This is a genomic window from Pseudomonas sp. KH_027 (genome assembly GCF_057838565.1).
The window spans coordinates 1,889,701-1,904,523 of the sequence record NZ_CM174470.1 but is presented as its reverse complement, the minus strand read 5'-3'; the positions used below and the strand labels follow the sequence as shown (position 1 = coordinate 1,904,523).

Annotated in this window: 15 protein-coding genes; 7 read left to right on the top strand and 8 right to left on the bottom strand. The window is 60.5% G+C overall.

The genetic code is table 11. From position 1 onward, the window contains the following. Positions 1-150: 150 nt before the first annotated feature. From AC3IYG_RS09040 to AC3IYG_RS09025, 4 genes are all read right to left on the bottom strand, one after another. Complete coding sequence (locus AC3IYG_RS09040; RefSeq protein ID WP_489313436.1) at positions 151-1,410, bottom strand: peptidase MATCAP family protein; 1,260 nt, start codon at positions 1,408-1,410, stop codon at positions 151-153. Between the two features lie 660 nt (positions 1,411-2,070). Beyond that, the gene (locus AC3IYG_RS09035) at positions 2,071-2,856 is read right to left on the bottom strand and encodes a TOBE domain-containing protein (RefSeq protein ID WP_489313435.1); all 786 of its coding nucleotides are present in this window, start codon (positions 2,854-2,856) and stop codon (positions 2,071-2,073) included. A gap of 203 nt (positions 2,857-3,059) precedes the next feature. After that, positions 3,060-4,415 (bottom strand): OprD family porin, encoded by a 1,356-nt coding sequence (locus tag AC3IYG_RS09030; protein ID WP_489313434.1) that lies wholly within the window; start codon positions 4,413-4,415, stop codon positions 3,060-3,062. A gap of 439 nt (positions 4,416-4,854) precedes the next feature. After that, positions 4,855-5,283: a TOBE domain-containing protein gene (locus AC3IYG_RS09025; RefSeq protein WP_489313433.1), complete on the bottom strand. Its 429-nt coding sequence runs from the start codon at positions 5,281-5,283 to the stop codon at positions 4,855-4,857. Between the two features lie 203 nt (positions 5,284-5,486). Here AC3IYG_RS09025 and AC3IYG_RS09020 point away from each other — a divergent pair, with 203 nt between their 5' ends. From AC3IYG_RS09020 to modC, 4 genes are read left to right on the top strand one after another with little or no spacing between them, the layout of a single operon-like run. Next, positions 5,487-6,272: a TOBE domain-containing protein gene (locus AC3IYG_RS09020; RefSeq protein WP_489313432.1), complete on the top strand. Its 786-nt coding sequence runs from the start codon at positions 5,487-5,489 to the stop codon at positions 6,270-6,272. A 46-nt stretch (positions 6,273-6,318) separates the two neighbouring features. Continuing rightward, positions 6,319-7,074, top strand: a complete 756-nt coding sequence (modA, locus tag AC3IYG_RS09015; RefSeq protein WP_489313431.1) for a molybdate ABC transporter substrate-binding protein — start codon at positions 6,319-6,321, stop codon at positions 7,072-7,074. A gap of 15 nt (positions 7,075-7,089) precedes the next feature. Next, positions 7,090-7,779 (top strand): molybdate ABC transporter permease subunit, encoded by a 690-nt coding sequence (gene modB / locus AC3IYG_RS09010; RefSeq protein WP_489313430.1) that lies wholly within the window; start codon positions 7,090-7,092, stop codon positions 7,777-7,779. A 27-nt stretch (positions 7,780-7,806) separates the two neighbouring features. Beyond that, entirely contained in the window at positions 7,807-8,940 is a 1,134-nt protein-coding gene (gene modC / locus AC3IYG_RS09005; protein WP_489313429.1) for a molybdenum ABC transporter ATP-binding protein, read from the top strand. A gap of 216 nt (positions 8,941-9,156) precedes the next feature. Here the strand turns inward: modC and AC3IYG_RS09000 are convergent, their stop codons facing one another. Continuing rightward, positions 9,157-9,738 carry an NAD(P)H-dependent oxidoreductase gene (locus AC3IYG_RS09000; RefSeq protein WP_489313428.1) on the bottom strand — a complete coding sequence of 194 codons (582 nt, stop codon included), beginning with the start codon at positions 9,736-9,738 and terminating at the stop codon, positions 9,157-9,159. Positions 9,739-9,799: 61 nt separating this feature from the next. After that, complete coding sequence (locus tag AC3IYG_RS08995; RefSeq protein ID WP_489313427.1) at positions 9,800-10,222, bottom strand: MerR family transcriptional regulator; 423 nt, start codon at positions 10,220-10,222, stop codon at positions 9,800-9,802. A gap of 246 nt (positions 10,223-10,468) precedes the next feature. Between AC3IYG_RS08995 and AC3IYG_RS08990 the strand changes: the two genes are divergently transcribed. Continuing rightward, positions 10,469-10,810 (top strand): FKBP-type peptidyl-prolyl cis-trans isomerase, encoded by a 342-nt coding sequence (locus tag AC3IYG_RS08990; RefSeq protein ID WP_489313426.1) that lies wholly within the window; start codon positions 10,469-10,471, stop codon positions 10,808-10,810. Positions 10,811-10,861: 51 nt separating this feature from the next. Continuing rightward, positions 10,862-11,092 carry a hypothetical protein gene (locus AC3IYG_RS08985; RefSeq protein WP_489313425.1) on the top strand — a complete coding sequence of 77 codons (231 nt, stop codon included), beginning with the start codon at positions 10,862-10,864 and terminating at the stop codon, positions 11,090-11,092. Here AC3IYG_RS08985 and lpdA read toward each other — a convergent pair. Further along, entirely contained in the window at positions 11,036-12,436 is a 1,401-nt protein-coding gene (lpdA, locus tag AC3IYG_RS08980) for a dihydrolipoyl dehydrogenase (RefSeq protein WP_489313424.1), read from the bottom strand. The two genes, AC3IYG_RS08985 and lpdA, sit on opposite strands and share 57 nt — an antisense overlap. 139 nt (positions 12,437-12,575) lie before the next feature. Continuing rightward, the gene (locus tag AC3IYG_RS08975) at positions 12,576-13,802 is read right to left on the bottom strand and encodes a multidrug effflux MFS transporter (protein ID WP_489313423.1); all 1,227 of its coding nucleotides are present in this window, start codon (positions 13,800-13,802) and stop codon (positions 12,576-12,578) included. Between the two features lie 162 nt (positions 13,803-13,964). On the opposite strand from AC3IYG_RS08975, the gene AC3IYG_RS08970 reads away from it, so the two are divergent. Further along, the gene (locus tag AC3IYG_RS08970; protein ID WP_489313422.1) at positions 13,965-14,504 is read left to right on the top strand and encodes a PaaI family thioesterase; all 540 of its coding nucleotides are present in this window, start codon (positions 13,965-13,967) and stop codon (positions 14,502-14,504) included. Positions 14,505-14,823: the final 319 nt, after the last annotated feature.

The following is a 14,823-nucleotide window of genomic DNA, read 5'->3' as shown; positions in this document are numbered from 1 at the left end:
GATCAGTTTCAGTCGCTCGGGATCGTCCACCAGTGGGTCTACCTGGTCCCCCTTCGGCCCTTTACCGTGACCACCATGCATCTGTGCGCTTTTTCCCAGAGCAACTGATCGGCATTGCGTCTGTTGATGGGCTTCTTCATGGGCTCGGCCTCAGCGACTGTCCTCGTCCTCCAGCGCGACGAAGCGGTCCAGATCCACCAGGTCCAGCTTGATGCGCCCAACAAAGGCCGAGAACGCGAAGGACGCCGCCAGCCTGCGCAGATCCTGGGCCCAGGGCGGCACATAGCGCGGCGGTACGAGCCAGCCGGATTCGAACAAAGGGCCTAGGCGAACCACGTCGGCGGCGCTCAGGCGCCCGGCGAACAGGTGGCTGACCAGGTCGGGGCGGTTGTCGCGCATGGCGACGCGCAGCAGGGTGTGTACGCCGATCAGGCCGGTGAGGTAGCAGGCGTCCTTGGTAAAGGCGCTGCCGCCATGGACGTCGCCGCCGCGAAACACCCGCTGGGTGGAGCGGAAGGCTTCCTCCTCGGCCTGGCCGGCGTCGAGAAAGCTGCGGAACACCTCGATGAAATCGGCGCCGTCCAGGGCCTGCTGCACGGCAATGACGCGTAGGGTGATGCGGCGCAGGCGCTGAATGTCGATGCTACCGGTCAGCAGCTCGGCCAACATGGCGATGCCCTCCTGAGTCGGCGTCGTGCGTGGCGCGCCCAGGCCGAGACAGCTGAGGTTGGCCTGGGCCATGCCGTTCTGCGCTGTGGCGACGTGGACGAAGGCCTCGTGGTGCAGTAGCTGGCCTTTGTCCAGCTCGGAAAAGAGGGCGCTGGCGCGCAGGCGGATGCGGGTCGCGCCGGCGATGGCCTTGGATGCGAGCTCGGGGTCGACCACGACCCTGACCTTCTCCGGGCCAAAGAAGCGGTCCAGTTCCGGCTGCATCCAGTCGGCGAAGTCCTGGGCCGGAATATCGGCGACGGTAGGCGGGATGTGTTGGCTGTCGAGCAGGGCGTCGGTGGTCTCCAGGAAGAAACGTGCGGCATCCAGCGCCGTCAATTGCTGGCGCTGGTAGAAGAAGTCCGGGCGCCGGTACAGGTGCGCGGAGTGTTCGCTGAAGGCGGGCGTGCCGATGGCGCCCAGCATGCGTCCGGCGGTGGCATAGCTGCGTGCGGTCGCGGCGAGAAACTGCCCGGCCGGATGGCCGGTGTCGCATTCGCTGGCCAGACGCTCCAGGCTCTCGATCTCGGCCCGGTGGTCACGCGGCGCCAGCCTTACCTTGGGCAGGGCCGGGCGGCCAGCGCGCCAATCGCTGAGGAAGCGCTCTTCCACCCCGTCCGGCCAGGCCAGGGCATCGAGCACGCGGATCTTGCGTGCTAGCTTGGGCAGGGCGGCGTCGACTTCGGCGAGCGTGGCAGTCATGACTTGGTATCCGCAGTGATCCTTAAAAGCCTAGCAGCCCCGCATCTAGAAAAAGGGGACAGATTTATTTATCGGCGGCCGTCCGCAAAGGCTCGCTTTTAGCCGGTCGGTAGGCACATAGCGGCGGTCATTCCGTTTGCAAGTGCGTGGTCAGATCGAATGCAAACGACTGGTCAGCGGCTATGCAAACTGGCGGTCAATCGAGGCGCAATTTCGCACCTGTTGAGTCAGGATGCCGAAAGCGATGACCAGCGCCAGGATCGACTTTCTCATTACTGTACTTCCAAGATGCGTCTCTTACTGGTGTGTCCTGACCGCATGCCTTTCCCCTGCCGGCAATCCGCTGCCGTGCGGCAACCCCAGCGAAAGTAGAGTGGCGGCCCCTTGAGAGAGGCTCGCGATACTCAAGTTGCTTCTTTATCGCTATATTTTGTTAAATATAGCGATACGCAAATGCCATGATCGCTGGGTCTTATCTGCTGCGAATAAGGCTCGCAACACTCCGCCAGGCAGCCCCAGGGAGCGGGCCATGCCCCACAGACTTGATGCCTAGCGCACGGGCGCGCTGCTGGAGCAAGCCGGGAATCGCTCCTGCGCCACCCATGCAATGCCATGGAGCTTGATAAGCGAAGTCAGATCATGAGCAATGACTAAGCCGCTCTAGAACCTGCCCAGAATGATATGCGAAGCCTTGATAAGCGCTGCGACCGGCTTGCCGATGCTGTACTCAAGGTCGCCTGCCTGCTCATTGCTCAGTACCGCAGCAATGTGCGCCCCGCCTGGCAGTTCAATCTCTACCTCGGTTTCAGCAGCCCCTCGGGTTACTTGCCTGACTTTGCCATGCAGTAAGTTGTCCGTTGGCTCGCTGGAGGTGAAGTCAGCGTCAACCAGCTGAACCCAAGAAGCCTTTATCAGCGCATAAAGGGCATCCCCTTCCTTGAGCCCTAAGCGTTCGGTGCTGTCGCGGGTGATCGAGGCGAGCAAGCGATCATTGCTGTCCAGATGGAACTCAACTCGATCATTGACCTCGCCGTGCTGGATCGCGCTGACTTTGCCGAACAACTGGTTGCGCGCACTGGTCTTCATGCGCAGCCGCTCCATGATCTCGAGAAAGGATGAGATACCTGCATCCTCACCCAGGCGCTCGAGAAAAAGCCGGTGCTCTCGCTCATAACGGTGGAAGGCTTCGATCAAGGTATGTCCAGCGGGAGTCAATCGGGTCCCGCCACCGCCTTTGCCGCCGGCACTGCGCTCGACCAGCGGGCTGCCAGCGGCGGCATTCATGGCATCGACTGAATCCCAGGCAAATTTGTAGCTCACGCCCACGGCTTTCGCGGCCTGGGTGATTGAGCCTGTGCTGTCGATCCGCGACAGCAATGCGATACGTCCTTCCCCGGCAAGGTCCTTGCCGTTGTGCGTAATCCAAAAACGCCCTTCCAGCTTCATCGTATGTCTGCGAGTGGTGGTTCCGCTGGCATCTTACCACTGGGCTCCGTACTTACTTCGCGATGCTTGATCGCCTCACCTCCGATCTACCGCCGCGCACTTTATTCGCAGAACCCGCTACATGCTCTTGCGCATGGCCAGCCAACACGCAGGCACAAAAAACCGGGCCCATGGGCCCGGCGGGAAACTCGGCTCAAGAAAACTTAAAGTAGCGGCAAGGTGTAGCTGACGATCAAGCGGTTTTCGTCCTGGTCGTTCTGGGTGGCGACACTGCTGCGCAGCGCAGCATTGCGCCAGGAGAAGCCCACGCCTTTGAAAGCCCCGCCCTGCACGGCGTAATCCAGGCGGAAGTCGCGCTCCCACTCGGACTGGTCGCCGGTCTTCGAGTCGATGTTGTCGCCCTTGAGGTAGGTGATGATGGCTTTCAGGCCCGGAGCACCGGCCTTGCTGAAGTCATAGCCGTACTCGGTCAGCCAGGTTCGCTCGCCCGCGCGGGCGAACTTGCCGATCTGCCGGTCGGTAATCAGGTACGCCGTGGCGCCGTCGCCCTGGTCGAGGTAGGGGAAGTTGCTGTCGCCGGAGACTTGCTGGTAGCCGGCGCTGAGCGCGTGGCTGCCCAGGCTGTAGGTGAACAAGCCGCTCCAGGTGTTGTTGTCGACTTCGCCGCTGTGGCTGTCGCCGGTCTTCCAGAAACCACTGCTTTTGTAGCCCTCGGCCCGGCCGGCCTGGCTGCTGTTCTTGCCATCGGCGCTGCTGTTGAAGTAGCGCAGGTCGGACTTCAGGCTGCCCACCGGCAGGGCCAGGATGTGGGTCAGGCCGAGGAAATGCTGCCGGTAGAAGTCGTCCAGGTTGCCGTAGTAGTACTGCGCCAGCAGGTCCTTGCTGAGTGTGTAGTCGGCCCCGGCGTAGTAGAAGGCGTTGCTGAATTGACCGGTTCTGGCGTTGTTCGCGCCGCCGATCGAGAGGCTGTCGCTGTTGCTCGAGCTACGGCCTTTGGCATGCTCCAGCTGGCCGCCGATCAGGGTCAGGTTGTCGATCTCGTTGGAGGTGACCTGGCTGCCTTCGAAGGTCTGCGGCAACAGGCGGCCATCATTGAAGGTCACCACCGGCAGCTTTGGCTGCAGTGTGCCGAGACGCGCTTCGGTCTTGGAGATTTTCACTTTGCCGGTCAGGCCGAGGTGGCTGAAGTTGTCCACCGCCTCGCCATTACTCTGGGTCGGGAACACCGTGCCGCTGTAAGCGCTGCTGGTCGGGTTGTAATGCGTGCCCTTGCCGGAATCCAGCTTGACCCCGAGCAAGCCCAGGGCATCGACACCGACGCCGACGGTGCCTTGGGTGTAGCCCGAGTTGTAGGTGAAGATGAAACCCTGGCCCCACTCTTCCTGCTTGTTCGGCGTGGTCGCGGGCTTGTTGTCGCGGGCGACGTTGCGGTTGTCGGTGTTGATGTAGAAGTTGCGCAGGCCGAGGCTGGCCTTGCTGTCTTCGATAAAACCGGCCGCGCTGGCCTGTTGGGCCAGGATGCCGAACGCGATGGCCAGTGCCAGGGGGGACTTTCTCATTGTTGTCGCTCCTAAATGCGTTTCTTATTGGTGTGTCCTGGCGGCAAGCCTTACCTCTGCACGCAACCCGCTGTCGTGCAACAACCCAAGCAAGAGCATGGTGGCGACCCCATAAAGGGGGCGCACGATACCGAGGTTGTTCTCAGATCGCTATATTTTGTTCAATACAGCGATACGCAAACACCATGATCGCGGGGCCTTAACCGCTACAAATCAGGAATGGTTACGAGCGCTTCGAACACCCAGAAGGTGCCAACAAGCACAGGACGGCGTGCATAACGCCAAAACTTGACTTTAAAGTCAATTATTTTCAAGATGCGCAAATTCGACGGCAATGCGATTGATCGTTGTCGGAGAGCTGCAAGGTCTGGCCAGGAGATGGAGAGCCGACGGGACTGAGAAAAGGAATGGCCAGGAGCGAGTCCCGGCCATTTCAGGATCAGACAGGAACGCCAAGAATTACGTGAGATGCCTTGATTACTGCGGTCGCGCTGACGCCGGCGACTAAGCCAAGCTCGGTAATCGCATCACAAGTCACCATAGCGGTGACCTTGGTGCCGCCAGTCAGTGCAATCACGACCTCTGAGTTCACGGCACCTGCTGTTACCGATGCCACCGTACCTTTCAGGCAATTACGGGCAGAAAGACGGATGTCACTGCTGTCGGTCATCACCATCACCCAGGGTGCTTTGACCAAGGCAACGGCCTCTTTGCCCACCGCTAGGCCGAGGCTCTTAACGCTCTCCATAGTGACGATGGCAACCAAGCTGTCACCGCCTGGCAGGGTGAGAACGACTTCAGCGTTTACGGCGCCTCCAACCAGGTTGCTGACAGTTCCTTTGAACACATTGCGTGCGCTTACTTTCATGGGATTTATCCCTCCGTGCTTTCGAGGTGACACATGGCGCTATATAGTCATCTACATAGCGATACCGAAACAGTCCAACTTTGGTTGGACTGTAGGGCTGAGAGCTATAGCAATACCACCACAACGCCCCTGCCCCATAAGGGCAATTCGGGATCACTGAATAGGCCGTTTCCTCAATGACGACTCCTCGATTTCTCGCTCGCATGTCGCTGGAAACTGCAATCGGTGTGGAGCTTTCAGGAACTCGTATTCGCCTCCTTGAGGAAATAGGCCTAAAGGGCTCGATCAACCGAGCGGCCAAGGCGGTGCCCATTTCCTACAAGGCCGCGTGGGAGGCCATCGACACCATAAATAACCTTTCTCAAGAACCACTGGTGACCCGCAAGACGGGCGGCCCTCAAGGCGGCGGCACCCAACTGACTGAGTATGGTCGACGGGTCATCGCTATGTATCGTGCTCTGGAAGGCGAATACCAAACGACATTAGACCGTGTCTCCAGCCAGCTAAATCAGGCTGGTACAGACGACATCCAGGCTTTCCAGCAGTTAATGCGGCGCATGCGGGTGAAGAGCAGCGCACGTAACCAGTTTTCTGGACGCATTAGCGCGCTTGTCAGCGGGACAGTGGAGTCTGAAGTACGTCTACGCATAGACCCACAAACCGAGATTGTCACGGTGGTTACCCAGGCGAGCGTCGAAAATCTTGGTCTCGCCGTTGGGGTTGAGGTACTTGCTTTGGTCAAGGCTTCGTCCGTGATGCTGACTGTCGATGCAGGGGTGAGTCTCACTGCGCGAAATCAGCTGTGGGGCGAAATCACGATGATTCAGAGCGGCCCGGTGAACAACGAGGTGACCCTCACCCTGCCATCCGGGCGCAGCGTCACCGCAGTTGTCACCCAGGCCAGTTGCGAGGTGCTTGGCCTTATGCCTGGCATGCGGGCTTGCGCCTTCTTTAAAGCGTCAAGCGTGATTCTGGCTAGCGATGCCTGAAGCACGTCCGGTGTTCTCAACGATCCACAAAAACAAGGAGCAGTCCATGATTCATCGTATGTCTCGCCTAGTTGTCGCCCTGTCCGCCAGCATTGCGCTCAGCAGCGCGTTGGCCGAAGAGGTGCAAGTGGCCGTTGCCGCCAACTTCACCGCGCCCATGCAAGCGATCGCCAGCGACTTCGAGAAGGATACCGGCCACAAGCTGGTTGCCGCCTTCGGCGCTACGGGTCAGTTCTATGCCCAGATCAAGAATGGTGCGCCATTCGAAGTATTCCTCGCGGCGGATGACAGCACGCCAGCCAAGTTGGAAAGCGAAGGCGATAGCGTCGCCGGCTCGCGCTTCACCTACGCCATCGGCGCCCTCGCCCTGTGGTCGGCACAGGACGGTTATGTCGACGCCAAGGGTGAAGTGTTGAAGAAAAACCAGTTCAAGCACCTGGCCATCGCCAACCCGAAAGCCGCACCCTATGGCTTGGCGGCAACCCAGGTCTTGGCAAAGCTTGACCTGAGCAAAGCGGTGGCAGCGAAAATCGTCGAAGGGCAGAACATCACCCAAACCCTTCAGTTCGTCGACAGTGGCAATGCTGAACTGGGTTTCGTCGCGCTGTCGCAGGTCTACAAAGATGGCAAGATCACCAGCGGTTCGGCCTGGATAGTACCCGCGCAACTGCATGATCCAATCAAGCAAGACGCGCTGATCCTCAACAAGGGCAGAGACAACCCTGCCGCCAAGGCTCTGGTTGAATATCTCCGAGGCCCGAAAGCCGCCGCTGTGATCAAATCCTACGGTTACCAACTGTAAGACCGGGAGAACGTAATGCCACTTACCAGCGCCGATTTCGCTGCGATCTGGTTGACCTTGCAGTTGGCATCGCTGACCACGGCCTTGCTGCTGGTCATCGGCACACCCATTGCCTGGTGGCTGGCACGCACCCCTTCAAGGATGAAGGGACCCGTGGGCGCTGTAGTCGCATTACCTTTGGTGCTGCCTCCCACCGTGATCGGCTTTTATCTGCTGGTCACGATGGGCCCGCATGGTTTTATCGGGGAGTTCACCCAGAGCCTGGGGTTGGGCACCTTGCCGTTTAGCTTCGCCGGCTTGGTGGTGGGCTCGGTTTTTTACTCGATGCCCTTCGTCGTACAACCCATTCAAAATGCTTTCGAGGCCATTGGCGAACGCCCCCTGGAGGTAGCGGCCACGCTGCGTGCCAGCCCCTGGGACACGTTCTTTTCAGTGGCTTTGCCGTTGGCCAGGCCTGGGTTCATCACGGCATCGATTCTGGGCTTCGCACATACCATCGGCGAATTCGGCGTGGTGTTGATGATCGGCGGAAATATCCCTGAAAAAACCCGAGTCGTCTCGGTGCAAATCTTCGATCATGTCGAAGCGATGGAGTACGCCCAGGCGCACTGGCTAGCGGGCGGCATGGTGCTGTTCTCGTTTTTGGTGTTGCTGGTGCTGCACGCCAAGGGGCGAATGAGACCAGCTGGGCACGCAAGTGCGTAGCACTGACTTACCAAGGGATTTCCAGGCATGAACAGTACCGCCATAACGGCCCCATTAATCCTCGGCGAGTCGTCAGAAAGTCAGATTCACGCTCGCTTTCGCGTGCCGTATCCGGGCTTTACACTCGAGGTCGATTTGCAGCTACCTGGTCGCGGCGTTACCGCGCTGTTCGGTTATTCGGGTTCCGGCAAGACCACTTGCCTGCGCTGCGTGGCCGGATTGGAGCGGGCGGCGGAAGGCTATCTACGGGTCAATGGCGAGCTGTGGCAAGACAGCAGCAAGCGCCATTTCCTGCCACCCCACAAACGCGCAGTCGGTTACGTATTTCAAGAAGCCAGCTTGTTCGAACACCTTTCCGTGCTGCGCAATCTGGAATATGGCCTCAAGCGCATCGCCCCGAGCGAGCGCCGGGTGGCGCTGGAGCATGCAGTGGAGCTGTTGGGTATCGAGCACTTGCTCGAGCGCATGCCCACCCGTCTTTCCGGTGGCGAACGTCAACGTGTCGGCATCGCCCGCGCCCTGCTCACCAGCCCAAAACTGCTACTGATGGATGAGCCACTGGCTGCGCTCGACCTCAAACGCAAAGGCGAGATACTGCCCTACCTGGAGCGCCTGCATGACGAACTGGATATCCCGATCCTGTATGTCAGCCATTCGCCAGATGAGGTCGCCCGCCTGGCTGATCACCTGGTGTTGATGGATGAGGGAAAGGCGCTGGCCAGCGGCCCGATTGGGGAAATCCTCGCTCGTCTGGATCTGCCTATGGCGCTCGGCGAGGATGCGGGCGTGGTGGTTGAGGGTGTTGTAACCGGCTACGACTCGGCTTATCAGTTGCTGAGCCTGGGGTTCCCGAACAGTGCCTTGAGCGTTCAGGTCGCCCACTCGCCCGTCCTCTCAGGCAAACGCATGCGCTTCAAGATCCAGGCTCGCGATGTGAGCTTGAACCTTGAGCGGCCATTGCACAGCAGCATTCTCAATCTGCTGCCGGTTACCGTGAGCGCCGAGGTGCCCGCGGATAACCCAGCCCATGTGTTGGTGCGCCTGGAAATGGCCGGTACGCCACTATTGGCCCGTATCACCCGCTATTCCCGTGACCAGCTTGGCCTGCACAGCGGCCAGCGATTGTGGGCACAGATCAAGTCGGTAGCCCTGCTGGCATAGCTTCGCGTTGCGTTCTATGTTCCGCCTCCGCTGACAACTACCTATCAGCCATACCGAGCAGCTTCGCCTTAGGCGATGTGGGCGCCCGCTGAGCTTTTGCTTGCCGTCGGGACCCTCGTTTGCTTGGATGGCTGCTGGATGGCTGCGCGGGTTGAGTGGGGCGACGCTCAAAATCAGCTGATAGGCCCCTCGGTATCATTGGCCCACACGGCTGCATTACACCCGCGATGCCAACACGCGAGCTTTCTTCAACCAGCTTTCGAGTTGACTCGCTCCGGCACCTCGCACGGGGCCTAGCGTTAATGTCTTGATCGGCTGGATACCGCAAAACCCGAGCGTCGTTTTTTCCATCTGATGCAGACCGGGCGCCCGGTACGCCCAGCGAAAGTACCAGGGAGGTGTATCCATGGTGACCAGCATATGGGCCGATCGGCCTTTAAGCAGCCGATCAGGAAACGGGCTGGATGATTGGTACTTAAACGCGAACCCAGGCAGAAATACACGGTCCAGAAAGCCTTTGAGCAATGCCGGAAAGCCACCCCACCATATGGGATACACAAAACACAGGTGCTGGGCCCAGGTAATAGACTCCTGCGCGATTAGCAGGTCAGGCTCCAGCGACTGAATCGTGTTGTAACCATCATGCAGAATTGGGTCGAAATGCAGTTGATGCAACCGCAACGTCTTGACCTCATGCCCGACCTGCTGCGCGGCTTGCGCGTAAGCGTCAACCAGCATTGCGCAGTAGCTTTTGCCTGACGGATGCCCCAAGACCACTAAAACCCGCTTACTGCTCATGCCCCACCTGCTATTCAAAACCAGAGGCGGCGGAGTGTGAGCCTTGTCCCTAGGGGCAGAGTCAAGCACTTATCAAGACCAGAGAATGGTCATAAGCCGCAGTTGGTTCGCACAACCCATTCGCTGGCGTGGGGTTGCCAGCCAGGCACGTCTGGATTTCCCGCTCGATGTGGTCCAGGCGCATATCCAGTTGTTTCAATCGCCGGAGTTCCTGGCGCAGAGCCGTGCGCTTGAGCACTAACTGCCGGTGTAACTGCATCCAGTCTGGTTCGCCGTCGTGTGTTTTCAGTACTGGCGCTAATTCAACCAACCTGAAGCCGATGGCTTGAGCCTGCCGAATCAGCTGTACCTGTTGCACATTCTTCTCCGAATAGACCCTATACGAGCCTTGTCGTGGAATGCTCCCCAGCAAGCCTTGAGCCTCATAAAGACGTATCGCTTTGGCGCTTGCCCCGGTTTGCTTGGTTAGCTCTCCGATGTACATGTTTCGTTCTCCTTTCGTCCGTGCAAGCTGAACATGAGTCCAGGAGGGCATTCAAGCCTGCTTGAACGTCCGACCCAGGGCTCTCGCGTGCGATGCCATCCTGAGCCAAACTACCACCTGCGGACGCAAGGGTCAGTGACGCTGGCGGGGCCGAGATTCACTGCGATCTCGATGACGAATCGCCAACGGCCCAGACCGAAGGCTTGAGTAGCCATCCACGGGCTACCAAATGAATGAGAGAGAGTCATGAGCAGCGAATTGCAGGTTATAGACATTCAGTTGGGCGACGGCAAAGAGGTGGTCAAAGGCGCATTGATCACCACCCACTACAACGGTTTTCTCGAAGACGGCACCACGTTCGATTCCTCCTATGATCGTGGCAAGCCTTTCCAGTGCGTCATTGGAACCGGACGTGTGATCAAAGGCTGGGATCAGGGACTGATGGGCATGAAAGTTGGCGGCAGGCGCAAACTCTTCGTGCCGGCCCATCTCGGCTATGGCGAACGGGAGTTCGGCGCCTACATCAAACCGAACGCAAACCTGATCTTCGAAGTCGAGCTGTTGGAAGTGCTGACGCGGGACGATTGATAGCAAAAAACTGGACTGATTTATTATCCGGTAAAGAAGTCCGACACCGAGATGCTGGAACACTGCTTCGCCAAGGACGCCAGCGTGCGCGACGAAGGCCATGCCTACCAGGGGATCGATGCCATCAACGCGTGGAAGCACGCCACGCAGGCCAAGTATCAAGACAGTATCGAACCCTTGAGCAGCTCGCAGGCAGGACAGACCGTGACCCTGCCCGCTAGCGGCTCAGGCCTGCATCGCCCAGCCGGCGACGCTCATCGCCGCCTGACGCAGCGCCTCTGAACGGGTCGGATGAGGGTGGCAGATCAACGCGATATCCTCGGCGGAGGCGGCAAACTCCATCGCCACGCAGTACTCGGCGATCATTTCGCTGACGCTGGGGCCGATCATATGCACACCGAGGATTTCGTCGGTGCGCTCGTCGGCCAGCACCTTCACGAAGCCTTCCGTTTCATGGTTGATCTTGGCGCGGCTGTTGCCGGCGAAGGGGAACTTGCCGACCTTGTAGGCGCGCCCTTCGGCCTTGAGCTGTTCCTCGGTTCTGCCGACGCTGGCCACTTCCGGCCGAGTGTAGATGACATTGGGGATCACCTCGTAGTTGACCTCTCCCGCCTTGCCAACGATCTGCTCGATGCAGGCAATGGCCTCGTCCTCGGCCTTGTGGGCCAGCATCAGGCCGGAGGTCACATCGCCGATCACCCAGACGCCTGGCGCCCCGGCCCGGTGCTTTTCATTCAGCAGCATGCCGCGCGGGTCGGCGGTGATGCCGACCGTCTCCAAGCCCAAGCCCTTGGTGTAGGGCCGCCGACCGATGGCCACCAGTACGTAGTCGGCCTCCAGCGTTTGTGCCTCGCCACCTGCCGCCGGTTCCAGGCTGAGGGTTACGCCTGTGGCCGAGACCTGCGCACCGGTGACCTTGGCGCCGAGCTTGAAACTCATGCCCTGCTTGCTCAGCGAACGCTGCAAGGTTTTCGCGGTTTCGGCGTCGATGCCCGGGCAGATGCGGTCAAGGTACTCGACCACCGTGACTTCGCTGCCCAACCGCCGCCACACCGAACCCAGCTCCAGGCCAATGACGCCGGCACCGATCACCACCAGGTGCTTGGGCACCTCGGGCAGGGCCAGTGCGCCGGTCGAATCCAGAATGCGCTGGTTGTCGATCTCGACGCCGGGCAGCGGCGTGGGCTCCGAGCCGGTGGCAATGACGATGTCCTTTGCGCTCAATACCTGCTGCGAGCCATCCGCCGCCGTCACTACTACGCGCCCCGGCCCATCGATACGGCCCCAGCCCTTGATCCATTCGGCCTTGTTTTTGCGGAACAGGAACTCGATGCCCTTGGTCAGGGCCTGAACGCTGTCATCCTTCTGCTTCATCATCTGGCCGAGGTTGAGGGTCGGCTTGACCTCGATACCCAGGCTTGCGAACTCTGGCCCCACGGCCGCCTCATAAAGCTCCGAGGCATGCAGCAGCGCCTTGGAGGGCATGCAACCGACATTCAGGCAGGTGCCGCCCAGCGTATCCCGCCCCTCCACGCACGCCACCTTGAGCCCGAGCTGGCCGGCACGAATGGCCGCGTTATACCCACCGGGGCCGCCGCCGATCACCACAACGTCGTAGCTACTCATTCTTGTGTTCCTTTCCATAAAGTTGCCGAAGGGCTGATGGCAATGCTGCGAGCCGCCCCAGTGCCTGCTGAAAACTCCCTACACGATAGGAGCAAAAGCGTGACATTGCCGCCACGCTGCCGCTGGGCTGTGGCCTCGCTCAATCGGCCTTGTCCGCCAAGGGCACAACCGCCGGCTCGGCGCGTTTGGCGCGCATCAGATAGAAGACAGCGAATGCCGTCACGGCAAAGACGCAGTGGGTGGCGAGCATCGGCAATGCCGTGCCGTCCTGCAGCCGGCTCAGCACCAGGCCCGCCACTGTCGCCCCGGCCATCTGGGCAAACCCCATAAAGCCCGCGGCCAGTCCCGCGCGGTGGGCATTGGGCATCACGGCGCCAGCCACCGAAGCCGGCAGCACCATGCCACCCCCGAGGGTCACCAGCACCTGCGGCACGCACAGGCCGATCACGCTGAGACCGCTGAAGTGGTAAATAACCAGGGTCGCGACAGCGCCGGTGGCGACCAGACCGGTACCGAGGGCGACGATTTTTTCCGGCCCCAACACGGCAATCATCCGCCGGGTAAACACCGCACCGACAATCAGCCCGGAGACTATTGCCGCGAAGGTCAAACCGTACTGTGCAGCGCTCAAACCCAGGAGGCCGACGAACACCGCAGACGAACCGGCGATGATGCAGAACATCGCCCCGTAAGTGCAGGCCAACGTCAGGGCAAAGGCCTTGTAGGCGCGACCGGTCAGCAGGTCGGCATAGTTTTTCGCCAGGGTCCGCAGTTGCCCGGCGTGCGGGTCAGGGCTGTGATTACTCTCGCGGTAGCTGAAAACGGCGGCCAGCAGCGCTATGACGCCAAGCAGCAGCGAAATGGCGATCGATACGCGCCACCCACCCCAATAGGTGGCGACGACCCCGCCCAATACCGGCGAGACCACGATGGCGATGAGCATGCCGATCACCGTCAAGGCCAGTGCCGGCCCAGCCTGCTCGCGCCATACGTCACGCACGATCGCGCGGGCCAGCACCAGGGCGGCGCAGGCACCCAACCCCTGCAGCGCGCGGGCGACGACGAACTCGAGCATGCCGCTTGCCAGCATCATCCACAGAGTTGCCAGCACATAAAGGAGAAGCCCGCCGATCAGTACCGGCCGCCGGCCCACCCGATCCGAAAGCGGGCCCAGCACCAGTTGCCCGAGGCCGAAGGCGGCGACGAAAGTGGATAGAGCGATAAGGATGGCGCCAGGGCGAGCCGCGAAACTGTGCTCGATGGCACCGAGGCTGGGAACCAGCACCTGGGTCGATATTTCGCCCAACCCGGAGAGCCCGATGAGGATAAACAGCAGCATTCTGGATGGCGGCACATGAGCGCTCATGGTGGTGTTCCCTTGACGTCGCACGATTATATTATGTGTTTCATGTATTGATAATATTACGGCCGTAATTTATTCTGTCAAGCAGGTTCTGGCCCCAGCGCGATCCCGCCGTCGGACCACCTGCCACCCCTCTACCACCCAACGCCCAGGAGGCGTCGCCACATGAGTGCGCAATCGCGAGAAGAGAAAATCGAAGCCTGGCTGGCTGCCGCCCAAGACATGCGCGGCAGGCTCGCGCCACCCGGTACCCTGACCATGCAGGAAGTCAGTGCGATGAGCCCGCAAGACTTCTTCGCCGGCATCGGTAACGGCGACCTGCCCTCCCCGCCGATCAACGACCTGATGGGGCTGGTGCCACTCGAATGGTCGACGGGCCACTTCATCTTCCAGGGCACGCCGCAAGCCCAGCACTACAACCCGCTGGGCATGGTGCATGGCGGCTATATCGCGACCTTGCTCGACTCGGCCATGGGCTGCGCCATCCATACGATGCTGAGCAAAGGCCAGGGCTACACCACCACCGACCTGCGGATCAGCTACGTACGGGCCTTGACCACCCAGACCGGACCGGTGCGAGCCGAAGGCCGGATCATCCATGTCGGCCGCTCCACGGCGCTGGCCGAAGGACGGCTTTACGACGTGGACGACAAGCTCTACGCCACCGGCTCCACGACCTGCCTGATCCTCGGGATGAAAGCCTAGGCCGCCGCGCTGCCCGGTGACGACACCCGCTCGGCGCCGGATCAAACAACGCCGAGACGGCGTGACCGCCGTGACCCGTTCGTGCTCGAAGGCCTGCCATTCATGCTCACTGCCCCGGGCTTTCTCCGCGCAAGCAGGGAGCCCGTTCAGTTCACCCAGTGCCGCCAGCAGCGGGTCTGCTGCGCCTGATCATCGACCATAGCCGTTCCGACAGTCGTCATCCCACGTTCTCCTCTGCTCAAACCCTGGCAGCGGCCATCTGAATCGGGCAGACAGTCCACGCATTTACATTTCACTTGACATACTATAAGCAACATAA

Bases quoted from the DNA above. Each gene is read 5' to 3' on its own strand.
- AC3IYG_RS09040 (WP_489313436.1), bottom strand. From the start codon at position 1,410: ATGACTGCCACGCTCGCCGAAGTCGACGCCGCCCTGCCCAAGCTAGCA.
- AC3IYG_RS09035 (WP_489313435.1), bottom strand. From the start codon at position 2,856: ATGAAGCTGGAAGGGCGTTTTTGGATTACGCACAACGGCAAGGACCTT.
- AC3IYG_RS09030 (WP_489313434.1), bottom strand. From the start codon at position 4,415: ATGAGAAAGTCCCCCCTGGCACTGGCCATCGCGTTCGGCATCCTGGCC.
- AC3IYG_RS09025 (WP_489313433.1), bottom strand. From the start codon at position 5,283: ATGAAAGTAAGCGCACGCAATGTGTTCAAAGGAACTGTCAGCAACCTG.
- AC3IYG_RS09020 (WP_489313432.1), top strand. From the start codon at position 5,487: ATGTCGCTGGAAACTGCAATCGGTGTGGAGCTTTCAGGAACTCGTATT.
- modA (WP_489313431.1), top strand. From the start codon at position 6,319: ATGATTCATCGTATGTCTCGCCTAGTTGTCGCCCTGTCCGCCAGCATT.
- modB (WP_489313430.1), top strand. From the start codon at position 7,090: ATGCCACTTACCAGCGCCGATTTCGCTGCGATCTGGTTGACCTTGCAG.
- modC (WP_489313429.1), top strand. From the start codon at position 7,807: ATGAACAGTACCGCCATAACGGCCCCATTAATCCTCGGCGAGTCGTCA.
- AC3IYG_RS09000 (WP_489313428.1), bottom strand. From the start codon at position 9,738: ATGAGCAGTAAGCGGGTTTTAGTGGTCTTGGGGCATCCGTCAGGCAAA.
- AC3IYG_RS08995 (WP_489313427.1), bottom strand. From the start codon at position 10,222: ATGTACATCGGAGAGCTAACCAAGCAAACCGGGGCAAGCGCCAAAGCG.
- AC3IYG_RS08990 (WP_489313426.1), top strand. From the start codon at position 10,469: ATGAGCAGCGAATTGCAGGTTATAGACATTCAGTTGGGCGACGGCAAA.
- AC3IYG_RS08985 (WP_489313425.1), top strand. From the start codon at position 10,862: ATGCTGGAACACTGCTTCGCCAAGGACGCCAGCGTGCGCGACGAAGGC.
- lpdA (WP_489313424.1), bottom strand. From the start codon at position 12,436: ATGAGTAGCTACGACGTTGTGGTGATCGGCGGCGGCCCCGGTGGGTAT.
- AC3IYG_RS08975 (WP_489313423.1), bottom strand. From the start codon at position 13,802: ATGAGCGCTCATGTGCCGCCATCCAGAATGCTGCTGTTTATCCTCATC.
- AC3IYG_RS08970 (WP_489313422.1), top strand. From the start codon at position 13,965: ATGAGTGCGCAATCGCGAGAAGAGAAAATCGAAGCCTGGCTGGCTGCC.